The following is a 15,711-nucleotide window of genomic DNA, read 5'->3' on the forward strand; positions in this document are numbered from 1 at the left end:
GCAGGCCCATGAGATCGTAAACGGCATGAGCATCGACCACATCGTTTCCGCGCTCGACTCGAAAGTTGCGGCTGAGCTTCGGACCGCCCTCGACGGGTCGCCGGTCGTCACCCTCGACGGAATGGTGCTGCCCGAGCCCGCGCGGGACGCCGTCCTCGAACTGCTCACTCTCCTCGCCGACGGTCAGAGCGTGGCGCTCGGTGCGGTGGCCGACCTGCTCACCACGTCACAGGCCGCGGAGATCCTCGGCGTCTCCGACACCTACGTGCGCCGGCTCGCCGACTCCGGCGCGCTGCCCATCGAGATGCGCGGCACCCACCGCCGCTTCCGGCTCTCCGACGTCATGGCGTACCGGGAGAAGTTCCCGCGTAGCAGCTGATCAGACCCGGACGGGCTTGACGGCCTGTTCGCCGGCGTCGGGAATCCGCACGCCCTCGGCCGCGAGCCGCTGCCCGGTTTCCTCGGCGGTGACGTATTCGCCGACGGTGTCGTAGCTGCCGATCGGGACCACCGAGTGCACGACCGTCTCCGGGAACACGTGCACCAGGTTGTAGCCCTGGGCGCCGTCGCGTCCGCGCAGCGCCCCGGCGGGGACGTTGAGGTCCTGGGTGTAGCAGGTGGCCGACGCGACGGAGACCGGGATGCCCGCGAACGTCGCCGTCGTCGAGTAGTGCAGATGCCCCGCGAGGATCGACCGGACGTCGCTGCCGCGGAGCACGTCGGCGAGGCGCGGTTGGTCGCGCAATTCCACCAGCACCGCCAGGTCGAGGACACACGGCACCGGCGGATGGTGCAGCGCCAGGATGGTCCCGTGCGGCGCCGGGACCGCGAGCTGCTGTGCCAGCCAGATCAATTGGCTCTCGGAGATCTCCCCGTGGTGGCGGCCGGGGACCGTCGTGTCGAGGGTGATGATGCGCAGCCCGTCGACGTCGTGGACGTGATCGATCGGCTCGTACGACGGTTCCTGCCCGAGCAGTTCGGCCCGGAAGTTGCCGCGGTCGTCGTGGTTGCCCATCGCCCAGATCACCTGCGCACCGAGCGACGCGGCCACCGGTTCGACGATCCCCCGCAGCTTCTCGTAGGCGCCGGGCTGGCCGCGGTCCGTGAGGTCGCCGGTGAACACCAGGGCGTCCGGTCGGGCGTGCGACGCCTCGATCTCGGTGAAGATCTGCCGCAGCGTGGCCTCGCTGTCGACGGCCCCGTACAGCAGGGCGTCGTCGACGAGATGGGTGTCGCTGAGGTGCAGCACGAAGTGCGACGGTCGCGGATACTCGGCCGTCCGTATGTCGGCTGCCTCGGTGCCGCTCATCGGTCTCTCGCTTCCGCTCGCCCCGACGGGGGCAGGTGCCCGGGTGGACTCCTGCTGGTTGTCCAACCCTAGCCAAGCGCACTGCGGTCACCGCCCGGGGTACGCGCGGTGGCCGGACGGTGAACGGTGGGGCACGTCAGTTTCGTGCGTGGTGCGGAGTGCGCGTCTCCGGGCCGGCGGGCGGGATCATCGCGGCGAGGTTGGCCTGGGCCTCGAACCGGGCGCGCTCGTCTCCGTCGTCCGTGGCTGCCGCGTCCTTGGCCGCCGCGAGGAACGGGCGGACCAGGTCGAGGGGCATCGGGAAGACGACGGTGGAGTTGTTCTCGCCGCCCATGGCGCTGAGGGTCTGCAGGTAGCGCAGCTGCAGGGTGGTGGGGTTGCGGCTGATGACGTCGGCGGCCTCGGCGAGTTTCGCGGAGGCTTGGAACTCGGCTTCGGCGTTGATGATCTTGGCGCGACGCTCGCGTTCGGCCTCGGCCTGCCGGGCGATGGCCCGTTGCATGTTGGCGGGGATCTCGACGTCCTTGATCTCGACGGTGGTGACCTTCACACCCCACGGTTCCGTTTGCTGATCGATGACCTTCTGCAGGTCCTCGTTGAGGCGTTCCCGCTCGCCCAGGAGGGCATCGAGGTCGGCCTTGCCGAGGATCGAGCGCAGTGTGGTCTGGGCGATCTGCAGGGTGGCGGCCAGGAAGTCCTCGACCTCGACGATCGCCCGGTCGGCGTCGACCACCCGGAAGTAGGCGACGGCGGTGACCTTGGCCGGCACGTTGTCGTGGGTGATCACTTCCTGAACGGGGATCTTCAGAGTGACGGTTCGCAGGCTGACCCGTTCCATCCGGTCGATCGCCGGGATCAGCAGCACCAGTCCCGGGCCCTTCAGGTCGACCAACCGGCCCAGCCGGAACACGACGGCCCGCTCGTACTCCCGCAGCACCCGGATCGAGCTGCTCGCCACGACGGCGAGGAGGGTGATGACGACGCACAGGATGACGATGATGGTGGTCATATCTCCAGCTCCCACGGTTCGCGGCGGCGCACGGTGAGGGTGAGTCCGCGGATCTGCTCGACGACGACGGAATCGCCGGCGGTCGGCGTCTCGTCGTCCCCGAACAGGGTCTGCGCCCTCCACAGGCTGCCGGCGGCCTCGACCTGACCCTGCCGGCCTTTCCAGTTGCGGACGGTGGCGTCGGATCCGATGAGGGATTGCATCCCGGTGCGCACGGGCGCGTGCCCGGCGGCGAGCGCCTTCCGGCCGCCCACGACGGCGAGACCCACACCGACCACCGCGACTCCCGCAGCGGCCGGGATGGCGATCATCTGCGCGGTGTCGCTGGAGGTGAACAGCAGCCACACCCCGGCGCCGACAAACAGTGCCCCGAGCCCGCCGAGCACGCCCGCGGTCGGTGCGTGTGCCTCGACGACGATCAACAGCACACCCAGCACCAGCGCCAGCACGCCCAACGCGGTCATCTCGCATCACCCACGATCACGCTTCGCGAGGACCCGGTCGCACTCGCATAGCCACTCGGCGATCGAGCCCTCAGTTCAACGGTAAGCGCAGGTCGACGGCAATGCCACCGGCAATTTCCGGCGGGGTACCGTTCAGCAAATGACGAACTTAGATCACGGAGATCCCGGTGACGCCCCGACCGTGCCGCCGCCGTTGGAGGAGGTCGCCAACCCGGCCCGCCCGTCCGCTGCCGAGGAGGCTCGGACGGTCGCGGCCACCACCAATGTGGGCACCCTCGCGAGCCTGACCAGGGACGGCGACCCGTGGGCGTCGTTCGTCACCTACGGTCTGCTCGACGGCTCCCCCGTGCTGTGTGTGTCGCAGATGGCCGAGCACGGCCGCAACCTTGCGCACGATCCCCGCGCCAGCATCGCGATCGTCGCACCGAACCCGCCCTCCGATCCGCTGGCCAGCACCCGCATCACCCTCGCCGGGTACGTCTACCGCCCGGAAGGCGACGAACTCGCCGCGGCCCGGGAGGCACACCTCGCGGCCATCCCGGCAGCGCACGTCTACATCGACTTCAGCGACTTTTCGCTCTGGGTGCTGCGCGTCCAGCGCGTCCGGTGGGTCGGCGGCTACGGGCGGATGGACTCGGCGAACGAAGAGTCCTACGCCGCCGCCACAGCAGACCCCGTCACCCCGCATGCCGGCCGGGCGATCGAGCACCTCAACGCCGACCACGCCGACGCCCTCCGCGCGATGGCACAGGCTCTCGGCGGCTTCCCCGACGCGAAGACGGTCACCTGCGAGGGCGCCGACCGCTACGGGTTGGACCTGCGCGTCACCACCCCCCGCGGCGTGGCCGTGACGCGGGTCGGATACGCAGAGCCACTCGACTCGGTCGACCAGTTGCGCGCGGCGACAGTGGCTTTGACAGAGCAGGCCCGGGCACTGACCGGGCGCTGACGCTGCGCCCGCGGCGACTGGACTGAACTGTCCAGTCGCCGCTAAAGGGTTTTCGCAGGTGGTGATCGGGCCTCCAGACAGCCCACTCTCGCCGGTGGCGCTCCTGGATGCAATGCATCGATCGCTGAAGATCTTGTTCCTGAGCCATTTTCGACCGGCCCGGAGTCAGGTATGCGATCAATTCGCGTGCCGCTCCTGCGGCCGCGGGCATCGCGATGGTGCCACCCAGCGAGCCGAGTACCACGTGATCGTCAACGTTGCAAGGCGATATCAGACGCCCAGACCCAGGACCAGTGGGATCCCCCACGCGTAGCGTCAATCAAAGTTCACCCGGTCGAACTTGTTTGGGAGACGCGATGCATCCAGCTATTTCGTGGGATTCAAAAATTCGCCGTGCGTATGCAGTGGTCTTTGCAACTTTCTTGCTACTTTGTGCATGTAATTCGCAACCTGAAAACGTCGACACCACGACGACCATCAGCACGCCGCCGACTACAACGGCGACGACACTGTCTCCGGCAGCGAGCCCTGAGCCTCCACCCAGCGCGGAGGATCAGCCACAGGCAACCCCGGCGGAAACGGTGGACTGCAGCCAACCGATGCCCGCGCCGACAAATCAGTTCGGGGCGCCCATGTCGAGCGGAACAAGTATCTGCGCCACGGTCGTAGCGTGCGCCGACATAAGCGAGAACTACGAGCCGGGCACCACCCACATGTCAGACGGCACTCTGATGTACACCGAGGATTGCAACGACTACTACTTCACACAGAAGGCCGAGCAGCAGCCGGACCCCGGGACCACTTCCGGCCGCGGCTACACCTGCGACAAGAGCGGGTGCGTCTGGCCCGACGGCTCACCAGTTCCGAACTACCAACGCTGCGGTGAGATGTGCGGCGAACCTCCAACCTCCGGTGACATCCAAGGTAAATGGTTCGAATGCCTGAATTCTGGAGCAACCGAAGAAGAATGCCGATTGCAGCAGGGCGGAAATTAGGCCATAGCTTCGCAATGCATCACACGCGCGAAGGGTGTCCTTCGAACGTTCGCGAACGAATTCCTGGCGCGGGCGCAGGAGCGCCTGCGTTGTGATGAACCACGTCGTTCAGAGCATCGGACCGTCCCGCGCGGCGGGGCTCACACAGCGGTTCGAAGAAATTGCCCCGCCGATCCTGCGCGTAACAGATCTACCGAGAGGCGCGATAACCAGGGACAACGCCTGCGCGTGCTAGCAATACCTCGGAGATATCATGTACGACCCTCGCGATCCGGCAACTAGTTCACACGCTCACGAGCACGGCCGCGGAGGGTTCCGTCGCGCACTGTCGGCTGCCGTTCGCGTCGTTGTGGGACTGATTGGAGTCGTTTTCCTCATCGGTCTCATCGGCGCTGCGATGGACGGCGAGGCCAGCATTGCATTTTACGTATTCGGACTACTAATCTCAGCTGGCGCATTGTATTTCGCTACCATTCGGCCATCACGCGTTCGCGCATGGAAGCAACAGAATCCGGGCAAGTCACCCGTCAAGAGGAGAGTTCTGTGGGGCGCTGCGGTGGCAGCGTTGTTCATAACCTCGACTGCCCTTGACTCGGCGATTCACCCCGAGATGCGCGAGAGCCGGCAGGCGGCTGAGATCGCAAGCTCGACCGTCCCCGAACCTACGAGCGCTCCGTCTACATCTGCACCGACCACTACTGTCGAGCGCCCGCTCGCGGTCGCGTCCAAAGTCCCACACATCGATGGTTCAATAGCAGCCAACGCCGCACTCGCGAAGCTCGACACCTTGGCCATCGCAGAGTCGGCGCCGCTCGTAGGGTTTGACGATGCCAGGCTGTCGACGTGGTCCGACGACGTTGCGGTCGAGAGCGGAAGAAACGGGTGCGACACCCGCGATGACATTCTGCGACGGGATCTCACAGCGGTCGTCCTCGTATCGGGCTCTGGAGGATGCTCCGTACGTTCGGGACGACTAGAGGATCCCTATTCGGATAAGACCCTTACATTCGCAAGCGACGCGGACGAATCGGGCAGCGTGCAAGTCGACCGTGTCGTCGCCCTCGCGGACGCATGGCAGAAGGGTGCGCAGCAGCTCGACGAGCAAATGGTGCGCACGCTGGCAAACGACCCGCGCAACCTGCAGGCGGTAGGCGCCACTGCATTCGAGCAGAAGGCCGGGCGCGACGCCTCAGCGTGGTTGCCATCCGACTCGTCGTACCGCTGCACGTACGTGGCCCAGCAGGTGGTTATCAAGTCGCTCTATCGGCTATGGGTCTCGCAAGGTGAACGTGACGCGATCGCGCGCGTACTGGGTGAGTGTGGCGCGACGCTACCACCACCTCCAAGCCCCGTCGTCGAGCCGACCACAACCATTGCGCCTCCCCCTCCGGCCCCTACCAATTCTCCCGTTCAACAAGAACTAACTCGCGTCGCGCCGATCGCGCCGGCACCAGTTCCGGTCGCACCTCCCCCACCTCCGCCCCTACCGGCTCCCGCTCCCGCCCCTGCGCCTGCGCCTGCGCCGGATCCCGAACCTGGGGGAGGGTACGGCTGTGGTGAGGGGTATTACGAAAATTCTGCCGGCAATTGCATACCCGTACCCGGCTCGTCGCCGACCGACGCGAGCGCACGTTGCAAGGACGGTTCATACTCCTACAGCCAAAGCAGACGAGGAACGTGCTCGGGTCATGGTGGAGTGGCCGAGTGGTACTGAGCAACTGGGATTCGATCCTCCAGGAGCGGCGACCTCACACTGTGGGTGCGGCCGTTACACTTGCCGGATCCGCAGAACCACTCACCCTTTCAACGAGTTACGCGTGGTGACAACCGCTTTGCATGCCAGACTGCAGCGATGAAGGGATGGGTACCTGCACCTTTGCTCGTATGGACGGCGGGTTCCAGACTCGCTGGACTCCGCTTCCAAAGTATTCATGAGCGAATGGTTCGGCTTCTGCGATATTGACGCGACGTATTAATGAGTCCCATCAGGACTGCGAGGCGCCATGACGAGGTTGGTGTCGGTTCGGCGCGGTAGAACTCCATGGAGACAGTATCCAGTGAGAGGATTCCTGATGGGCAAGCTGGTACGAGACCGCATTCCGGAGATCATTCGACTGTCGGGGCGGAAGCCTGCAAGTCGAATCCTCGCAACAGACGAGTATCAGTGTGCTCTGATCGAAAAGCTATTCGAGGAAGCTCAGGAACTCCGCGACGCGGACGCGGCCCAACAGTTGGAGGAAGCAGCGGACGTCTATGAAGTGCTCCTCGCGATTGTGGCGAATTCGGGATTCACGGTAGAGGAACTCCACTCGGCCGCTGAGCGCAAACGTCTCGAACGGGGAGGTTTCCACGACCGCGTTTGGCTGGATTAGCCGTAGAACACCGTTACTGCAGAGCAACACCTGGACCGGCGCGCTTCACATCGCCGCGATGAGCGCAACGACCGTCAACAAGACCGAAGTGATCAGCCTGTCTATGACATCAGTGTCCTCAGCGCCTCGAGAACTTCGGCAAGCGTCTCGCGTGCCGCTCTGTCCCCGGTGGGCAAGCCGGTGCACGCGACGTCGAGGTCGGGCGGACTGCGCGCCCCCCACTCCCTCCCGCACCGGAACGGCCGTCTGGATGAGCGATGCAGCTTCGCACCCGCTGCATTACCCGACCGGGTGACCACGTAGCGGACCACGTGGTGACCCGCCTGTGTGCAGCCCGCGGACAGACCATTGTGATTCAGGTCATACCGCGATCGCGCCCCCGCCGAAATGTGTGGTGGACGACGAGCCGAGTTGCATACCAGGAAGGTCATTTCCATGACGCAAACCGTTGATCGATCAGTGTCCGCCGTCGCCGATCGGGAGCCTGTCGACTATCTCGCCCGGGCGAAGGCGGTCGCTCGCATCGTCGAGCAGGAGGCGGATGCGATCGAGCGTGACGCGACGATCACCAGGCCTGTGTACGAGGCCCTCGCCGAGGCGGAGCTGTTCTGGACCCTCGTCCCGACGGAGTTCGGTGGCGGTGGACTGGGCATCGTGCAGGCACTCGAGGTGATCGAGGAGATCTCCCGGGCCGACGCGTCGACGGGCTGGGCGCTGATGGCCAACTCCTTCAGCACCGGCATCGCCGCCGGTTTCATGAACGACGAGGGCGCCCGCGAGATGTTCGGCGGTCCGGACCGGGGAATCACCGCAGGCATGATCATGCCCACCGGCAAGGCCGTCCGCGTCGAGGGCGGCTACCGCGTCACCGGCCGCTACCAGTTCGCGAGCGGATCGGCGCACGCCACGTGGATCGGCGCGGGATTCGTCGTCCACGACGACAACGGGAACCCCATCCTGGACGAGGCCGGTACCCCCGACTGCCGCGTCGGCTTCCTCCCGCGGGCCGACGTCGAGTTCCTCGGCAACTGGAACGTGATGGGTCTGGTCGGCACCGGCAGCTACGACTACGCCGTCCACGACCGCTTCATCCCCGACAAGTTCACGATGGAGACGTTCTCGACCACCCCCGTCCGCTCCGAGCCCGTGTACCGCCTGGGACTGCTCGGCATCGGCGTCGGCGGACACGCCCCCGTCGCACTCGGACTGGCGAAGCGGGCGCTCGAGGAGATCGTCCGGATCGTCGCCAACAAGGCGCGTCCCGGCTACGCCACGGTGGTCGGCGAGTCGGAACTGTTCCGCCGCGAATTCAGCAAATACGAAGCTCTCTACCAGGCGACTCGCCTGTACGTGTACGCCGCCCACGAGGACGCCGAGGCCAGTGCGCGCGCCGGTGTGGAGATCACCGAGGAACAGCGCGCCCGGTTGCGTCAGGTCATCACCTGGTCGCAGGAGGTCGCCGGTGAGATCGTCGGTTTCGCGCACCGCTGGGCCGGCAGCCAGTCGATCCGCAACCCCAGCGCCCTCGGCCGGTGCGTGCGCGACGCCGCCGTCGCGACGCAGCACATGCTGGTCGATCAGATCACCCTCGTCGACGCCGCCACACCGATCATGCGCGCATACGCCGTCTGAAGACCCCAGTTCATTCACAACGGAAGGACCCCTGATGGGACAGCTTGAAGGCAAGGTCGCGCTGGTAACGGGAGCTGCACGCGGGCAGGGGCGCTCGCATGCCATCCGGCTCGCGGAGGAGGGCGCCGACGTCATCATCGTCGACATCTGCGCCAAGCCGGCGACGACGAAGTACCGCGGTGCGACAGAGGACGAACTCCAGGAAACGGCTCGGCACATCGAGAAGTTCGGGCAGCGTGCCCATGTCGCGGTCGCCGACGTGCGGTCGCTGGGTCAGCTCCAGGACGTGGTCGCGGAGGGTGTCGCGAAGCTCGGACGGCTCGACACCGTGGTGGCGAACGCCGGCATCTTCTCGTCCGCACCGCTGCACGAGCTCACCGAAGAGCAGTGGGACGAAATGGTCGACATCAACCTGTCGGGTGTTTGGAAGACCCTGCGGGCGACCGTTCCCCACCTGATCGAGCAGGGTGAGGGCGGGTCGATCGTCCTGATCAGCTCCACCGGTGGATTGCAGGGCTTCCCCAACTTCGCCCACTACGTCGCCGCGAAGCACGGGGTCACCGGACTCGCCCGGACCGCCGCCAATGAGCTGGGCGCCCATCGGATTCGGTGCAACTCCATCCATCCCACGTCGGTGCTGACGGACATGATCGACAACGAGGACATGTACCGCCTGTTCCGTCCCGATCTGGAGACGCCCACGCACGAGGATTTCCGTGAGGCGTGCGAGACGGCGATGAACGTGCTGCCGACTCCGTGGATCGAGCCGGTGGATGTCAGCAACGCTGTGGTGTGGCTGGCGTCGGATGCGGCACGCTACGTCACCGGCATCGCGATGCCCGTCGACGCGGGTGCCCTCAACAAGGTCTGACCAGCACATCCCTGCGAGTGCGGGGCACGCGGAACTAGCTCGGCGTGCCCCGCCCCGCGTGCGCGAACGCTGCGGCGATCTCGTGACGCCTGCTCATTCCCAGCTTTTCCAGAATGTGTTCGACGTGCCCTTCCACCGTGCGCGGCGACAGAACCAGCTTGGCGGCGATCTCCTTGTTGGTCATACCGGCGGCGACGTGCGCCGCCACCTCCTGTTCCCTCGGGGAGAGAACGTCTTCCGGGCGCGTGCCACCCGCGGGAGCCGGATCCCCGGACGGTACCGAATCCCCCAGGACGAATCCGGTGATCTCGGAGACCGACATCGCGGCCCCGCTAGTGTGGCACTTCTCGAACTGATCGTCTCCCAGAGACTTTCGCGCCTGCTTCTCGAAGCGTGCGCGTTGCTCGACCCAGTGGCTCGAACCGTACAGCTGCATGCCGAACGACTCCCACATCGAGGAGGCGGCGCCGAGGAGCACGGCCGACCGTTCCGCCGACCCCGCCTCGGCTTCGGCCCATCCCAGAAGGTCGGTGACCAGGGTGGTTCCGACGACGTCGTCGAAGTCACGCCGCAGGCGCAGGCTTTCGGAGCCGAGTCGGAGTGCGTCCTCGAATTCCTCGTTCATCAATGCCACCAGCCCGAGCCCGTAGACGGCGTAGGAACGCAGCCACGACTCCCCGACCGTGATGGCGCGCTCGTTCACCGTCTCGAAGAGTTCCGTGGCACGAGCCGTCTCGTCGGTGAAGCAGTACAGCATCCCGAGGTGGACGCGCAGCGTGTGGGCGAGATCCTCACGGTCCGGAATCTGTTCATACATTTCCAGCGCCGCCGTGAGCCGACTCTCCGCCTCATCGAAATCGCCGGCGAAGAAGGCCTTCAGCCCCATGACGTCCGCCGTGAACGCGCCGGTGATGGCGTCGTCGGCGGTCAGGTTGACGGCGGAGGCCTCGGTCAGCGCCGAGTCGGCGGACGCGCGGTCACCCTGCAGGGTCTGGACGAGACCGAGGTTGACGAGCATCCGCCCCCTGGTGGCCGTCGGCGCCGTCTCCCGTTCGAGGATGCGGTTCAGCCACATCCGGTGCTCGCGTACCGAGAACCCGCACGACCAGAGGAACCAGGCGCGCGAGACCATGTCCGCGGCCATCCGCACTTCGTCGTCGTCGGACGAATCCAGCAGTGCCGCGTGCAGCGCCGACCGGATGTTGGCATGGTTGCGGCGCAGCTTCTCGCTTCCGGCGCGTTGATCGGCACTGAACCAGTTGTCGGCCGTCGTGGTCACCAGCCGCGTACACCAGCGCAGGTGCCGCAGTGTCAGGGTGTCCATCTCCGAGGCGGTCAGCTTACTGTTCCCGTATTCGCGGATCGACTCGAGCATCCGGAACCGCACGTGCGTGCCGCCCTCTTCGCGGTGCAGGATCGATTTGCCGACCAGAGCCGAGATGCCGTCGAGCACGGTGTCCGCCGGGACGTCGTCGTCGCTGCACACCTCTTCGGCCATGCCGAGGTCGAATCCGCCCGCGAACACCGAGGCTCGCGACCAGAGGAGTTGTTGTTCGCGAGTGCAGAGTTCGTAGCTCCAATCCATCGTCGCCTGGAGGCTCCGATGCCGCTGCGGCCCGGTGCGGTTGCCGGTGGTGAGGAGATTGAGCCGGTGATCGAGCCGATCCGCCAGTTCGTACACCGACAGCACCGGCAATCGCGCGCAGGCCAATTCGATAGCGAGAGGGAGGCCGTCGAGGCGGTCGCAGACGCGCATCACCGCGTCGCGGTTGTCCTCGGTCAGCTCGAATTTCGACAGGACGGCGGCGGCCCGGTTCACGAACAGCTCCACCGCGCTTCCCGTCCCGCGGGCCGGCGAGGCCGACGCCGTTCCGTTGACCGTGGGCAGCGGGGAGAGCGGGAAGACGAATTCGTCCGGAACCGAAAGTATCTCGCGGCTGGTGGTGATGATGCGCAGTTCGGTCGTGGAGCGCAGCAGCACCGACACCAGTTGCGCGCATTCGTCGAGGAGGTGCTCGCAGTTGTCGAGGATCAGGAGCATCCGCCGCGTCCGGAGATACTCGATGATGGTGTTCTCCGTCGGGCTGGCATGCATGTCGCGGTTGGCGAGGGCGAGCCCGTCCACGACGGTCTGGGTCAGGAGCTCGGGGCTGCGCAGCGCGGCGAGTTCGATCACGCGCACACCGTCCGGAAACGCGCGGCGGTACTCGCCTGCGGCATGGATCGCGAAGCGGGTCTTGCCCATTCCGCCCGGGCCGGTGATGGTCACGAGCCGGTGGTCACCGAGCAGTTTTCGTAGTTCGAGCAGTTCGGTGCGACGGCCCACGAAACTCGATCCGTACACCGGGACCGACGGAGCCGCGGGCACCGTGTCGGCCGGGCTGTCGTGGGGCTCGCCGGTCGACCGTTCCTCACGGATGCTCGTGACCCTGCGGGCCAGCGTGGTCCTCGACTTGGTCCACTGGATCCGGCGCGCGATCTCCGCGATCGCGATGCTGGGGTCGTCGGCGATCAGCTCCCGGATCGCCGAATCGACGGGGTCGGCGACGGAGCCGCGTCGGCTGCGGTGGTCGGTGGGAGGGTGGTCGAGAGTCAGCGCGCGGCGCACCGTGTTGCGCGACATTCCGAGCTGCACAGCGATGTGCTTGATGGGAGATCCTTGCCGGTGGAGTCGGCGAATCTCATCCCACTCGTCAGCGTTCACAAGGTCCCTTCTGGGCTCGTAACCGGTCGGTCGACCTCCCGGTAATTGAGATCTGGATCACCTTGGTCGCTGGTTGCACCTCCTGTCAACTTTCGGGGGTCAAGATGTGTCATCGCAACCGTGCGCCGTACGCACTCGCCCCCGGACTCGGGTCGAGAAAGTGGTATTTACCTGCGCAGATTCGGAGCACCGGGTTCGGATAAGTGTGACCGTAGCGAACCACGTAGCTGGACGGTTCCGCCGGACTCCCCACACGGGCAGGGTGATGCACACCACAGGAACGACACGTGGTGCCGACATATCCGAAGCGACGATGGAGTCCGCATGACCAACAGCAATGCCGCCGCCCTGAAGGCAGCTTTCGCCGCCGCAGACGAGGGGAACCCGGTTCCGCTCGTGGAGCTGTACTCGGACGAGATGACGTGGGCCGGTTTCACGCTCGAGGGAACCCTCCGCCTCTACACCAAGGCCGAGTTCCTCGAGGCCTTCGGCGTCCTGGCCAAGCTCGACGAATCCCGCAACGAGGTCGTCTCCGTCGACGTCGTCGGTGACGATCTGGTGACCGCCAACGTCCGGGCGTACCGCCGCCTCGGGGAACTCGAACTCGACACCACGATCGTCATGACCCACCGCTTCGAGGACGGCAAGGTCACCCGCGGCACCGACATGTGCTCGGCGACGTTCGAGGAGTTCTGGGCCAAGACGGGGCTCTCGGTGTAGCTCTGCGTTCCAGCCGCCGCGGCATCGCGGCGGCTGGCAGCTCTCCCTCACACCATTCATTTCGACAGCCTGAAGTAGGTACCGATGCGAACCACCACCGAACCGCACATCACCGCCACCACCCCCGAAGACATCGCGGACACCTACCGCGCGGTGCTCGGAAAGTTCTGCACCGGCGTCGTCGCCGTCACCGCACTCGACGACACCGGCAACCCCATCGGACTGACCGTCGGCTCCTTCAGCTCCGTCTCCCTCGACCCCGCCCTCGTCGCCTTCTTCGTCGGCCGGGGCTCCACCACCTTCCCCAAGGTCGCCGCCTCCGGCCGCTTCTGCGCCAACATCCTCGCCGCCGACCAACACGAACTCGGCCGCGCCTTCGCCCGCAGCGGCACCGACAAATTTCACGGAATCGACTGGACCCCCGCCACCACCGGATCACCCCGCCTCGCCGGCGCGCACGCCTGGATCGACTGCCACATCGACCTCGTCCAACCTGTCGGCGACCACGACCTCGTCGTCGGCCGCGTCGTCGAACTCGGCGCCACCGACACCCCCGACCCGCTCCTGTTCTACACCTCCACCTTTCACCATCTCACCCCCGCGAGCCCGGCATGAACACCGTCGACCAGTGCCTCGAGCAGCTGCGCGCCGGGAAACCGGTCCTCGTCCTCGACGACGAAAACCGCCAGAATGAAGCCGATCTCGTGATGGCCGCACAATTCGTCACCACCCAGGACGCCGCCTACTTCCGGCGGCACACGTCCGGCTTCTTCTGCGTCGCGATGCCCGCCGAACGAACGCGCGCTCTCGGTCTGCCCCTGATGGTCGGGGATCCCACGAACCCGCTGGGCACCGCGTTCACCGTCAGCGTCGACGCCGCCACCGGCACCTCCACCGGCATCAGCGCCGCCGACCGGGCCCGCACCATCCGCCTCCTCGCCGACCGCGAGACCGTCGACACCGACCTCACCAGGCCCGGCCACGTCCTCCCGCTGCGTGCCCGCAACGGCGGAGTCCTCGTCCGGCCCGGCCACACCGAAGCCGCCGTCGACCTCTGCACCCTTGCCGGCCTCTCCCCAGTCGGGCTGATCTGCGAGGTCACCACCGCGGACAAACGCGACATGCTCCGCGGAGACGCCGTGCGCGCGTTCGCGGTCCGCGAGGACCTCCCGGTCGTCACCATCGAACAGCTGGTGGACTACCGACGCCGCACCCTGAGCATCGAACGCTGCGCCGACGCCGAAATTCCCACCGAACACGGCACCTTCACCGCCATCGCGTACCGATCGTCCGCCGGAACCGAACATCTCGCCATGGTCTTCGGCGACCCCACGGGCACCACCGTCCTGACTCGCGTCCACAGCGAATGCCTCACCGGCGACACTCTGGGCTCGCGGCGCTGCGACTGCGGTGACCAACTGTCCGGCGCGCTGGAGAGGATCGCCGACGCCGGCGCCGGCGCCGGCGTCGTTCTCCACCTCCGCGGGCACGAGGGTCGCGGCATCGGACTGGCAGCGAAGATCGCCGCCTACCAGCTTCAGGACCAACTGGGCCTCGATACCGTCGACGCGAACCTGCACCTCGGCCTGCCCATCGATGCCCGTGACTACGCCGACGCCGCCGCCATCCTGCGGGACCAGCGCATCGACCGCATCAATCTGCTCAGCAACAATCCCGCCAAGGCGGCAGGCCTCACCGCGGCCGGCATCACGATCGCCGGCACGACACCCCTCGAAATCGCACCGAACGACCACAACATTCACTACCTCGCGACCAAGCGAGATCGACTGGGTCACAGCCTCACCCGCGCGACGCTGACCGCCGCCCCCTGAGATCGTGGGATGGAACGGACTACCTCAGGGGAAGTCCGTTCTTGTCCTTCGGTTCGCCTGCTAGGAGGACGATGCCGTCGATGACGGGCCAGATCCACGCGACGAAGAGCCACATTCCCAGGCTCACAACCGTGAGCACGATGTTCACGATCAGCATCACGAACCCCAGCCCGGTGTGGCCGGCGTAGAAGCGCCCGGCACCGAAGTACCCGAAGAAGATACTGAGCAGCCCGGCAGCAAGCTTCGTCTTGTGCGAGTACGGCAATCCCGTGACGGGGTGGTAGCCGTACGCCGCCGGCTGTTGCATCCCCGACCCCGGCCCGAAGTTCTGACCGGGATGCGCCGAGGGCTGCTGCCCATACGGCTGCTGAGGCTGGTCGCCGTACGGGTGCTGGGGCTGAGTCATGGAGATTCCTTCGACGAGGTGGGTGCGGATCCGAACGTGGGGCAAGCGAACGGGCTCAGCCGAGCGAACGACATCCCCCGATTGCGACCGAACTCATCGCAATTTGTTCACCGCTCACTTGATAACACCGTGGACACGACCGCGGTATCGGCTGTCTGACCGTATCTCTCGAGCACATGAATCAGCTGAGGGGAAGTCGACCGCCGTCCAATCACTCCGATCGCTGACGTAACGTGGCGCGCGTGACACCACTCGACCCCGTCGACGTCGCCAGTCGCGTAGTGCAGCTTCTTGAGTCCGGGCGTCGTGAATCGACCTACAAGTTGGCGACGTTGCTCGCGCTGGTCGATATCTGCGTGGAGAACACGACCGCCCCGGACGGCAGTCTCACGGTGCCGGTCAACGAGATCACTCATCGAGTCGTGGCGTACTACTGACCTCAGGTTCG

Annotated in this window: 16 protein-coding genes; 11 read left to right on the plus strand and 5 right to left on the minus strand. The window is 66.2% G+C overall.

Annotated elements, in window-relative coordinates:
- The first annotated feature begins 25 nt into the window (after window positions 1-25).
- Complete coding sequence (locus CJ179_RS45410) at window positions 26-379, plus strand: helix-turn-helix domain-containing protein (protein ID WP_095865796.1); 354 nt, start codon at window positions 26-28, stop codon at window positions 377-379.
- Here the strand turns inward: CJ179_RS45410 and CJ179_RS45415 are convergent, their stop codons facing one another.
- The 3 genes from CJ179_RS45415 to CJ179_RS45425 form a co-directional block, all read right to left on the minus strand.
- On the minus strand, window positions 380-1,309 hold the full coding sequence (locus CJ179_RS45415; RefSeq protein ID WP_095865797.1) for a phosphodiesterase: 930 nt from the start codon (window positions 1,307-1,309) through the stop codon (window positions 380-382). It lies immediately after the preceding gene.
- Window positions 1,310-1,445: 136 nt separating this feature from the next.
- A complete protein-coding gene (locus tag CJ179_RS45420; protein ID WP_072944252.1) occupies window positions 1,446-2,318 on the minus strand; it encodes a slipin family protein in 873 nt (290 codons plus the stop codon).
- Window positions 2,315-2,782 (minus strand): NfeD family protein, encoded by a 468-nt coding sequence (locus CJ179_RS45425; protein ID WP_072944251.1) that lies wholly within the window; start codon window positions 2,780-2,782, stop codon window positions 2,315-2,317. Before CJ179_RS45425 ends, CJ179_RS45420 begins: the two co-directional genes overlap by 4 nt.
- 139 nt (window positions 2,783-2,921) lie before the next feature.
- Here CJ179_RS45425 and CJ179_RS45430 point away from each other — a divergent pair, with 139 nt between their 5' ends.
- From CJ179_RS45430 to CJ179_RS45455, 6 genes are all read left to right on the plus strand, one after another.
- Window positions 2,922-3,731 carry a HugZ family protein gene (locus tag CJ179_RS45430; RefSeq protein ID WP_095865798.1) on the plus strand — a complete coding sequence of 270 codons (810 nt, stop codon included), beginning with the start codon at window positions 2,922-2,924 and terminating at the stop codon, window positions 3,729-3,731.
- A gap of 356 nt (window positions 3,732-4,087) precedes the next feature.
- Window positions 4,088-4,726 (plus strand): hypothetical protein, encoded by a 639-nt coding sequence (locus tag CJ179_RS51085; RefSeq protein ID WP_143549047.1) that lies wholly within the window; start codon window positions 4,088-4,090, stop codon window positions 4,724-4,726.
- Window positions 4,727-5,336: 610 nt separating this feature from the next.
- Window positions 5,337-6,440: a DUF3761 domain-containing protein gene (locus CJ179_RS54295; RefSeq protein ID WP_095865918.1), complete on the plus strand. Its 1,104-nt coding sequence runs from the start codon at window positions 5,337-5,339 to the stop codon at window positions 6,438-6,440.
- Window positions 6,441-6,798: 358 nt separating this feature from the next.
- Window positions 6,799-7,098, plus strand: a complete 300-nt coding sequence (locus CJ179_RS45445; RefSeq protein ID WP_095865800.1) for a nucleoside triphosphate pyrophosphohydrolase — start codon at window positions 6,799-6,801, stop codon at window positions 7,096-7,098.
- 435 nt (window positions 7,099-7,533) lie between these two features.
- Window positions 7,534-8,730 (plus strand): acyl-CoA dehydrogenase family protein, encoded by a 1,197-nt coding sequence (locus CJ179_RS45450; protein WP_095865801.1) that lies wholly within the window; start codon window positions 7,534-7,536, stop codon window positions 8,728-8,730.
- Window positions 8,731-8,764: 34 nt separating this feature from the next.
- On the plus strand, window positions 8,765-9,601 hold the full coding sequence (locus CJ179_RS45455; protein ID WP_095865802.1) for a mycofactocin-coupled SDR family oxidoreductase: 837 nt from the start codon (window positions 8,765-8,767) through the stop codon (window positions 9,599-9,601).
- Between the two features lie 34 nt (window positions 9,602-9,635).
- Here CJ179_RS45455 and CJ179_RS45460 read toward each other — a convergent pair whose 3' ends face one another.
- The gene (locus CJ179_RS45460) at window positions 9,636-12,305 is read right to left on the minus strand and encodes a LuxR C-terminal-related transcriptional regulator (RefSeq protein WP_095865803.1); all 2,670 of its coding nucleotides are present in this window, start codon (window positions 12,303-12,305) and stop codon (window positions 9,636-9,638) included.
- A gap of 324 nt (window positions 12,306-12,629) precedes the next feature.
- Here CJ179_RS45460 and CJ179_RS45465 point away from each other — a divergent pair, with 324 nt between their 5' ends.
- The 3 genes from CJ179_RS45465 (at window position 12,630) to ribB (ending at window position 14,857) form a co-directional block, all read left to right on the plus strand.
- Complete coding sequence (locus CJ179_RS45465; protein ID WP_005252661.1) at window positions 12,630-13,025, plus strand: nuclear transport factor 2 family protein; 396 nt, start codon at window positions 12,630-12,632, stop codon at window positions 13,023-13,025.
- Between the two features lie 84 nt (window positions 13,026-13,109).
- Complete coding sequence (locus tag CJ179_RS45470; RefSeq protein WP_095865804.1) at window positions 13,110-13,640, plus strand: flavin reductase family protein; 531 nt, start codon at window positions 13,110-13,112, stop codon at window positions 13,638-13,640.
- Window positions 13,637-14,857: a 3,4-dihydroxy-2-butanone-4-phosphate synthase gene (gene ribB / locus CJ179_RS45475; protein ID WP_095865805.1), complete on the plus strand. Its 1,221-nt coding sequence runs from the start codon at window positions 13,637-13,639 to the stop codon at window positions 14,855-14,857. The genes CJ179_RS45470 and ribB overlap by 4 nt, the downstream gene beginning before the upstream one ends.
- A gap of 19 nt (window positions 14,858-14,876) precedes the next feature.
- On the opposite strand, the gene CJ179_RS45480 is transcribed toward ribB, so the two are convergent.
- Window positions 14,877-15,263 (minus strand): TM2 domain-containing protein, encoded by a 387-nt coding sequence (locus tag CJ179_RS45480; protein ID WP_095865806.1) that lies wholly within the window; start codon window positions 15,261-15,263, stop codon window positions 14,877-14,879.
- A gap of 242 nt (window positions 15,264-15,505) precedes the next feature.
- Between CJ179_RS45480 and CJ179_RS53855 the strand changes: the two genes are divergently transcribed.
- Window positions 15,506-15,700, plus strand: coding sequence for a hypothetical protein (locus CJ179_RS53855; RefSeq protein WP_306454274.1), 195 nt, complete (start codon window positions 15,506-15,508; stop codon window positions 15,698-15,700).
- The last annotated feature ends 11 nt before the right edge of the window (window positions 15,701-15,711 follow it).

The organism is Rhodococcus sp. ACS1, from assembly GCF_002300155.1.
Lineage (GTDB): Bacteria > Actinomycetota > Actinomycetes > Mycobacteriales > Mycobacteriaceae > Rhodococcus_F > Rhodococcus_F koreensis.

Bases quoted from the DNA above. Each gene is read 5' to 3' on its own strand.
- CJ179_RS45410 (WP_095865796.1), top strand. From the start codon at position 26: ATGAGCATCGACCACATCGTTTCCGCGCTCGACTCGAAAGTTGCGGCT.
- CJ179_RS45415 (WP_095865797.1), bottom strand. From the start codon at position 1,309: ATGAGCGGCACCGAGGCAGCCGACATACGGACGGCCGAGTATCCGCGA.
- CJ179_RS45420 (WP_072944252.1), bottom strand. From the start codon at position 2,318: ATGACCACCATCATCGTCATCCTGTGCGTCGTCATCACCCTCCTCGCC.
- CJ179_RS45425 (WP_072944251.1), bottom strand. From the start codon at position 2,782: ATGACCGCGTTGGGCGTGCTGGCGCTGGTGCTGGGTGTGCTGTTGATC.
- CJ179_RS45430 (WP_095865798.1), top strand. From the start codon at position 2,922: ATGACGAACTTAGATCACGGAGATCCCGGTGACGCCCCGACCGTGCCG.
- CJ179_RS51085 (WP_143549047.1), top strand. From the start codon at position 4,088: ATGCATCCAGCTATTTCGTGGGATTCAAAAATTCGCCGTGCGTATGCA.
- CJ179_RS54295 (WP_095865918.1), top strand. From the start codon at position 5,337: ATGCGCGAGAGCCGGCAGGCGGCTGAGATCGCAAGCTCGACCGTCCCC.
- CJ179_RS45445 (WP_095865800.1), top strand. From the start codon at position 6,799: ATGGGCAAGCTGGTACGAGACCGCATTCCGGAGATCATTCGACTGTCG.
- CJ179_RS45450 (WP_095865801.1), top strand. From the start codon at position 7,534: ATGACGCAAACCGTTGATCGATCAGTGTCCGCCGTCGCCGATCGGGAG.
- CJ179_RS45455 (WP_095865802.1), top strand. From the start codon at position 8,765: ATGGGACAGCTTGAAGGCAAGGTCGCGCTGGTAACGGGAGCTGCACGC.
- CJ179_RS45465 (WP_005252661.1), top strand. From the start codon at position 12,630: ATGACCAACAGCAATGCCGCCGCCCTGAAGGCAGCTTTCGCCGCCGCA.
- CJ179_RS45470 (WP_095865804.1), top strand. From the start codon at position 13,110: ATGCGAACCACCACCGAACCGCACATCACCGCCACCACCCCCGAAGAC.
- ribB (WP_095865805.1), top strand. From the start codon at position 13,637: ATGAACACCGTCGACCAGTGCCTCGAGCAGCTGCGCGCCGGGAAACCG.
- CJ179_RS45480 (WP_095865806.1), bottom strand. From the start codon at position 15,263: ATGACTCAGCCCCAGCACCCGTACGGCGACCAGCCTCAGCAGCCGTAT.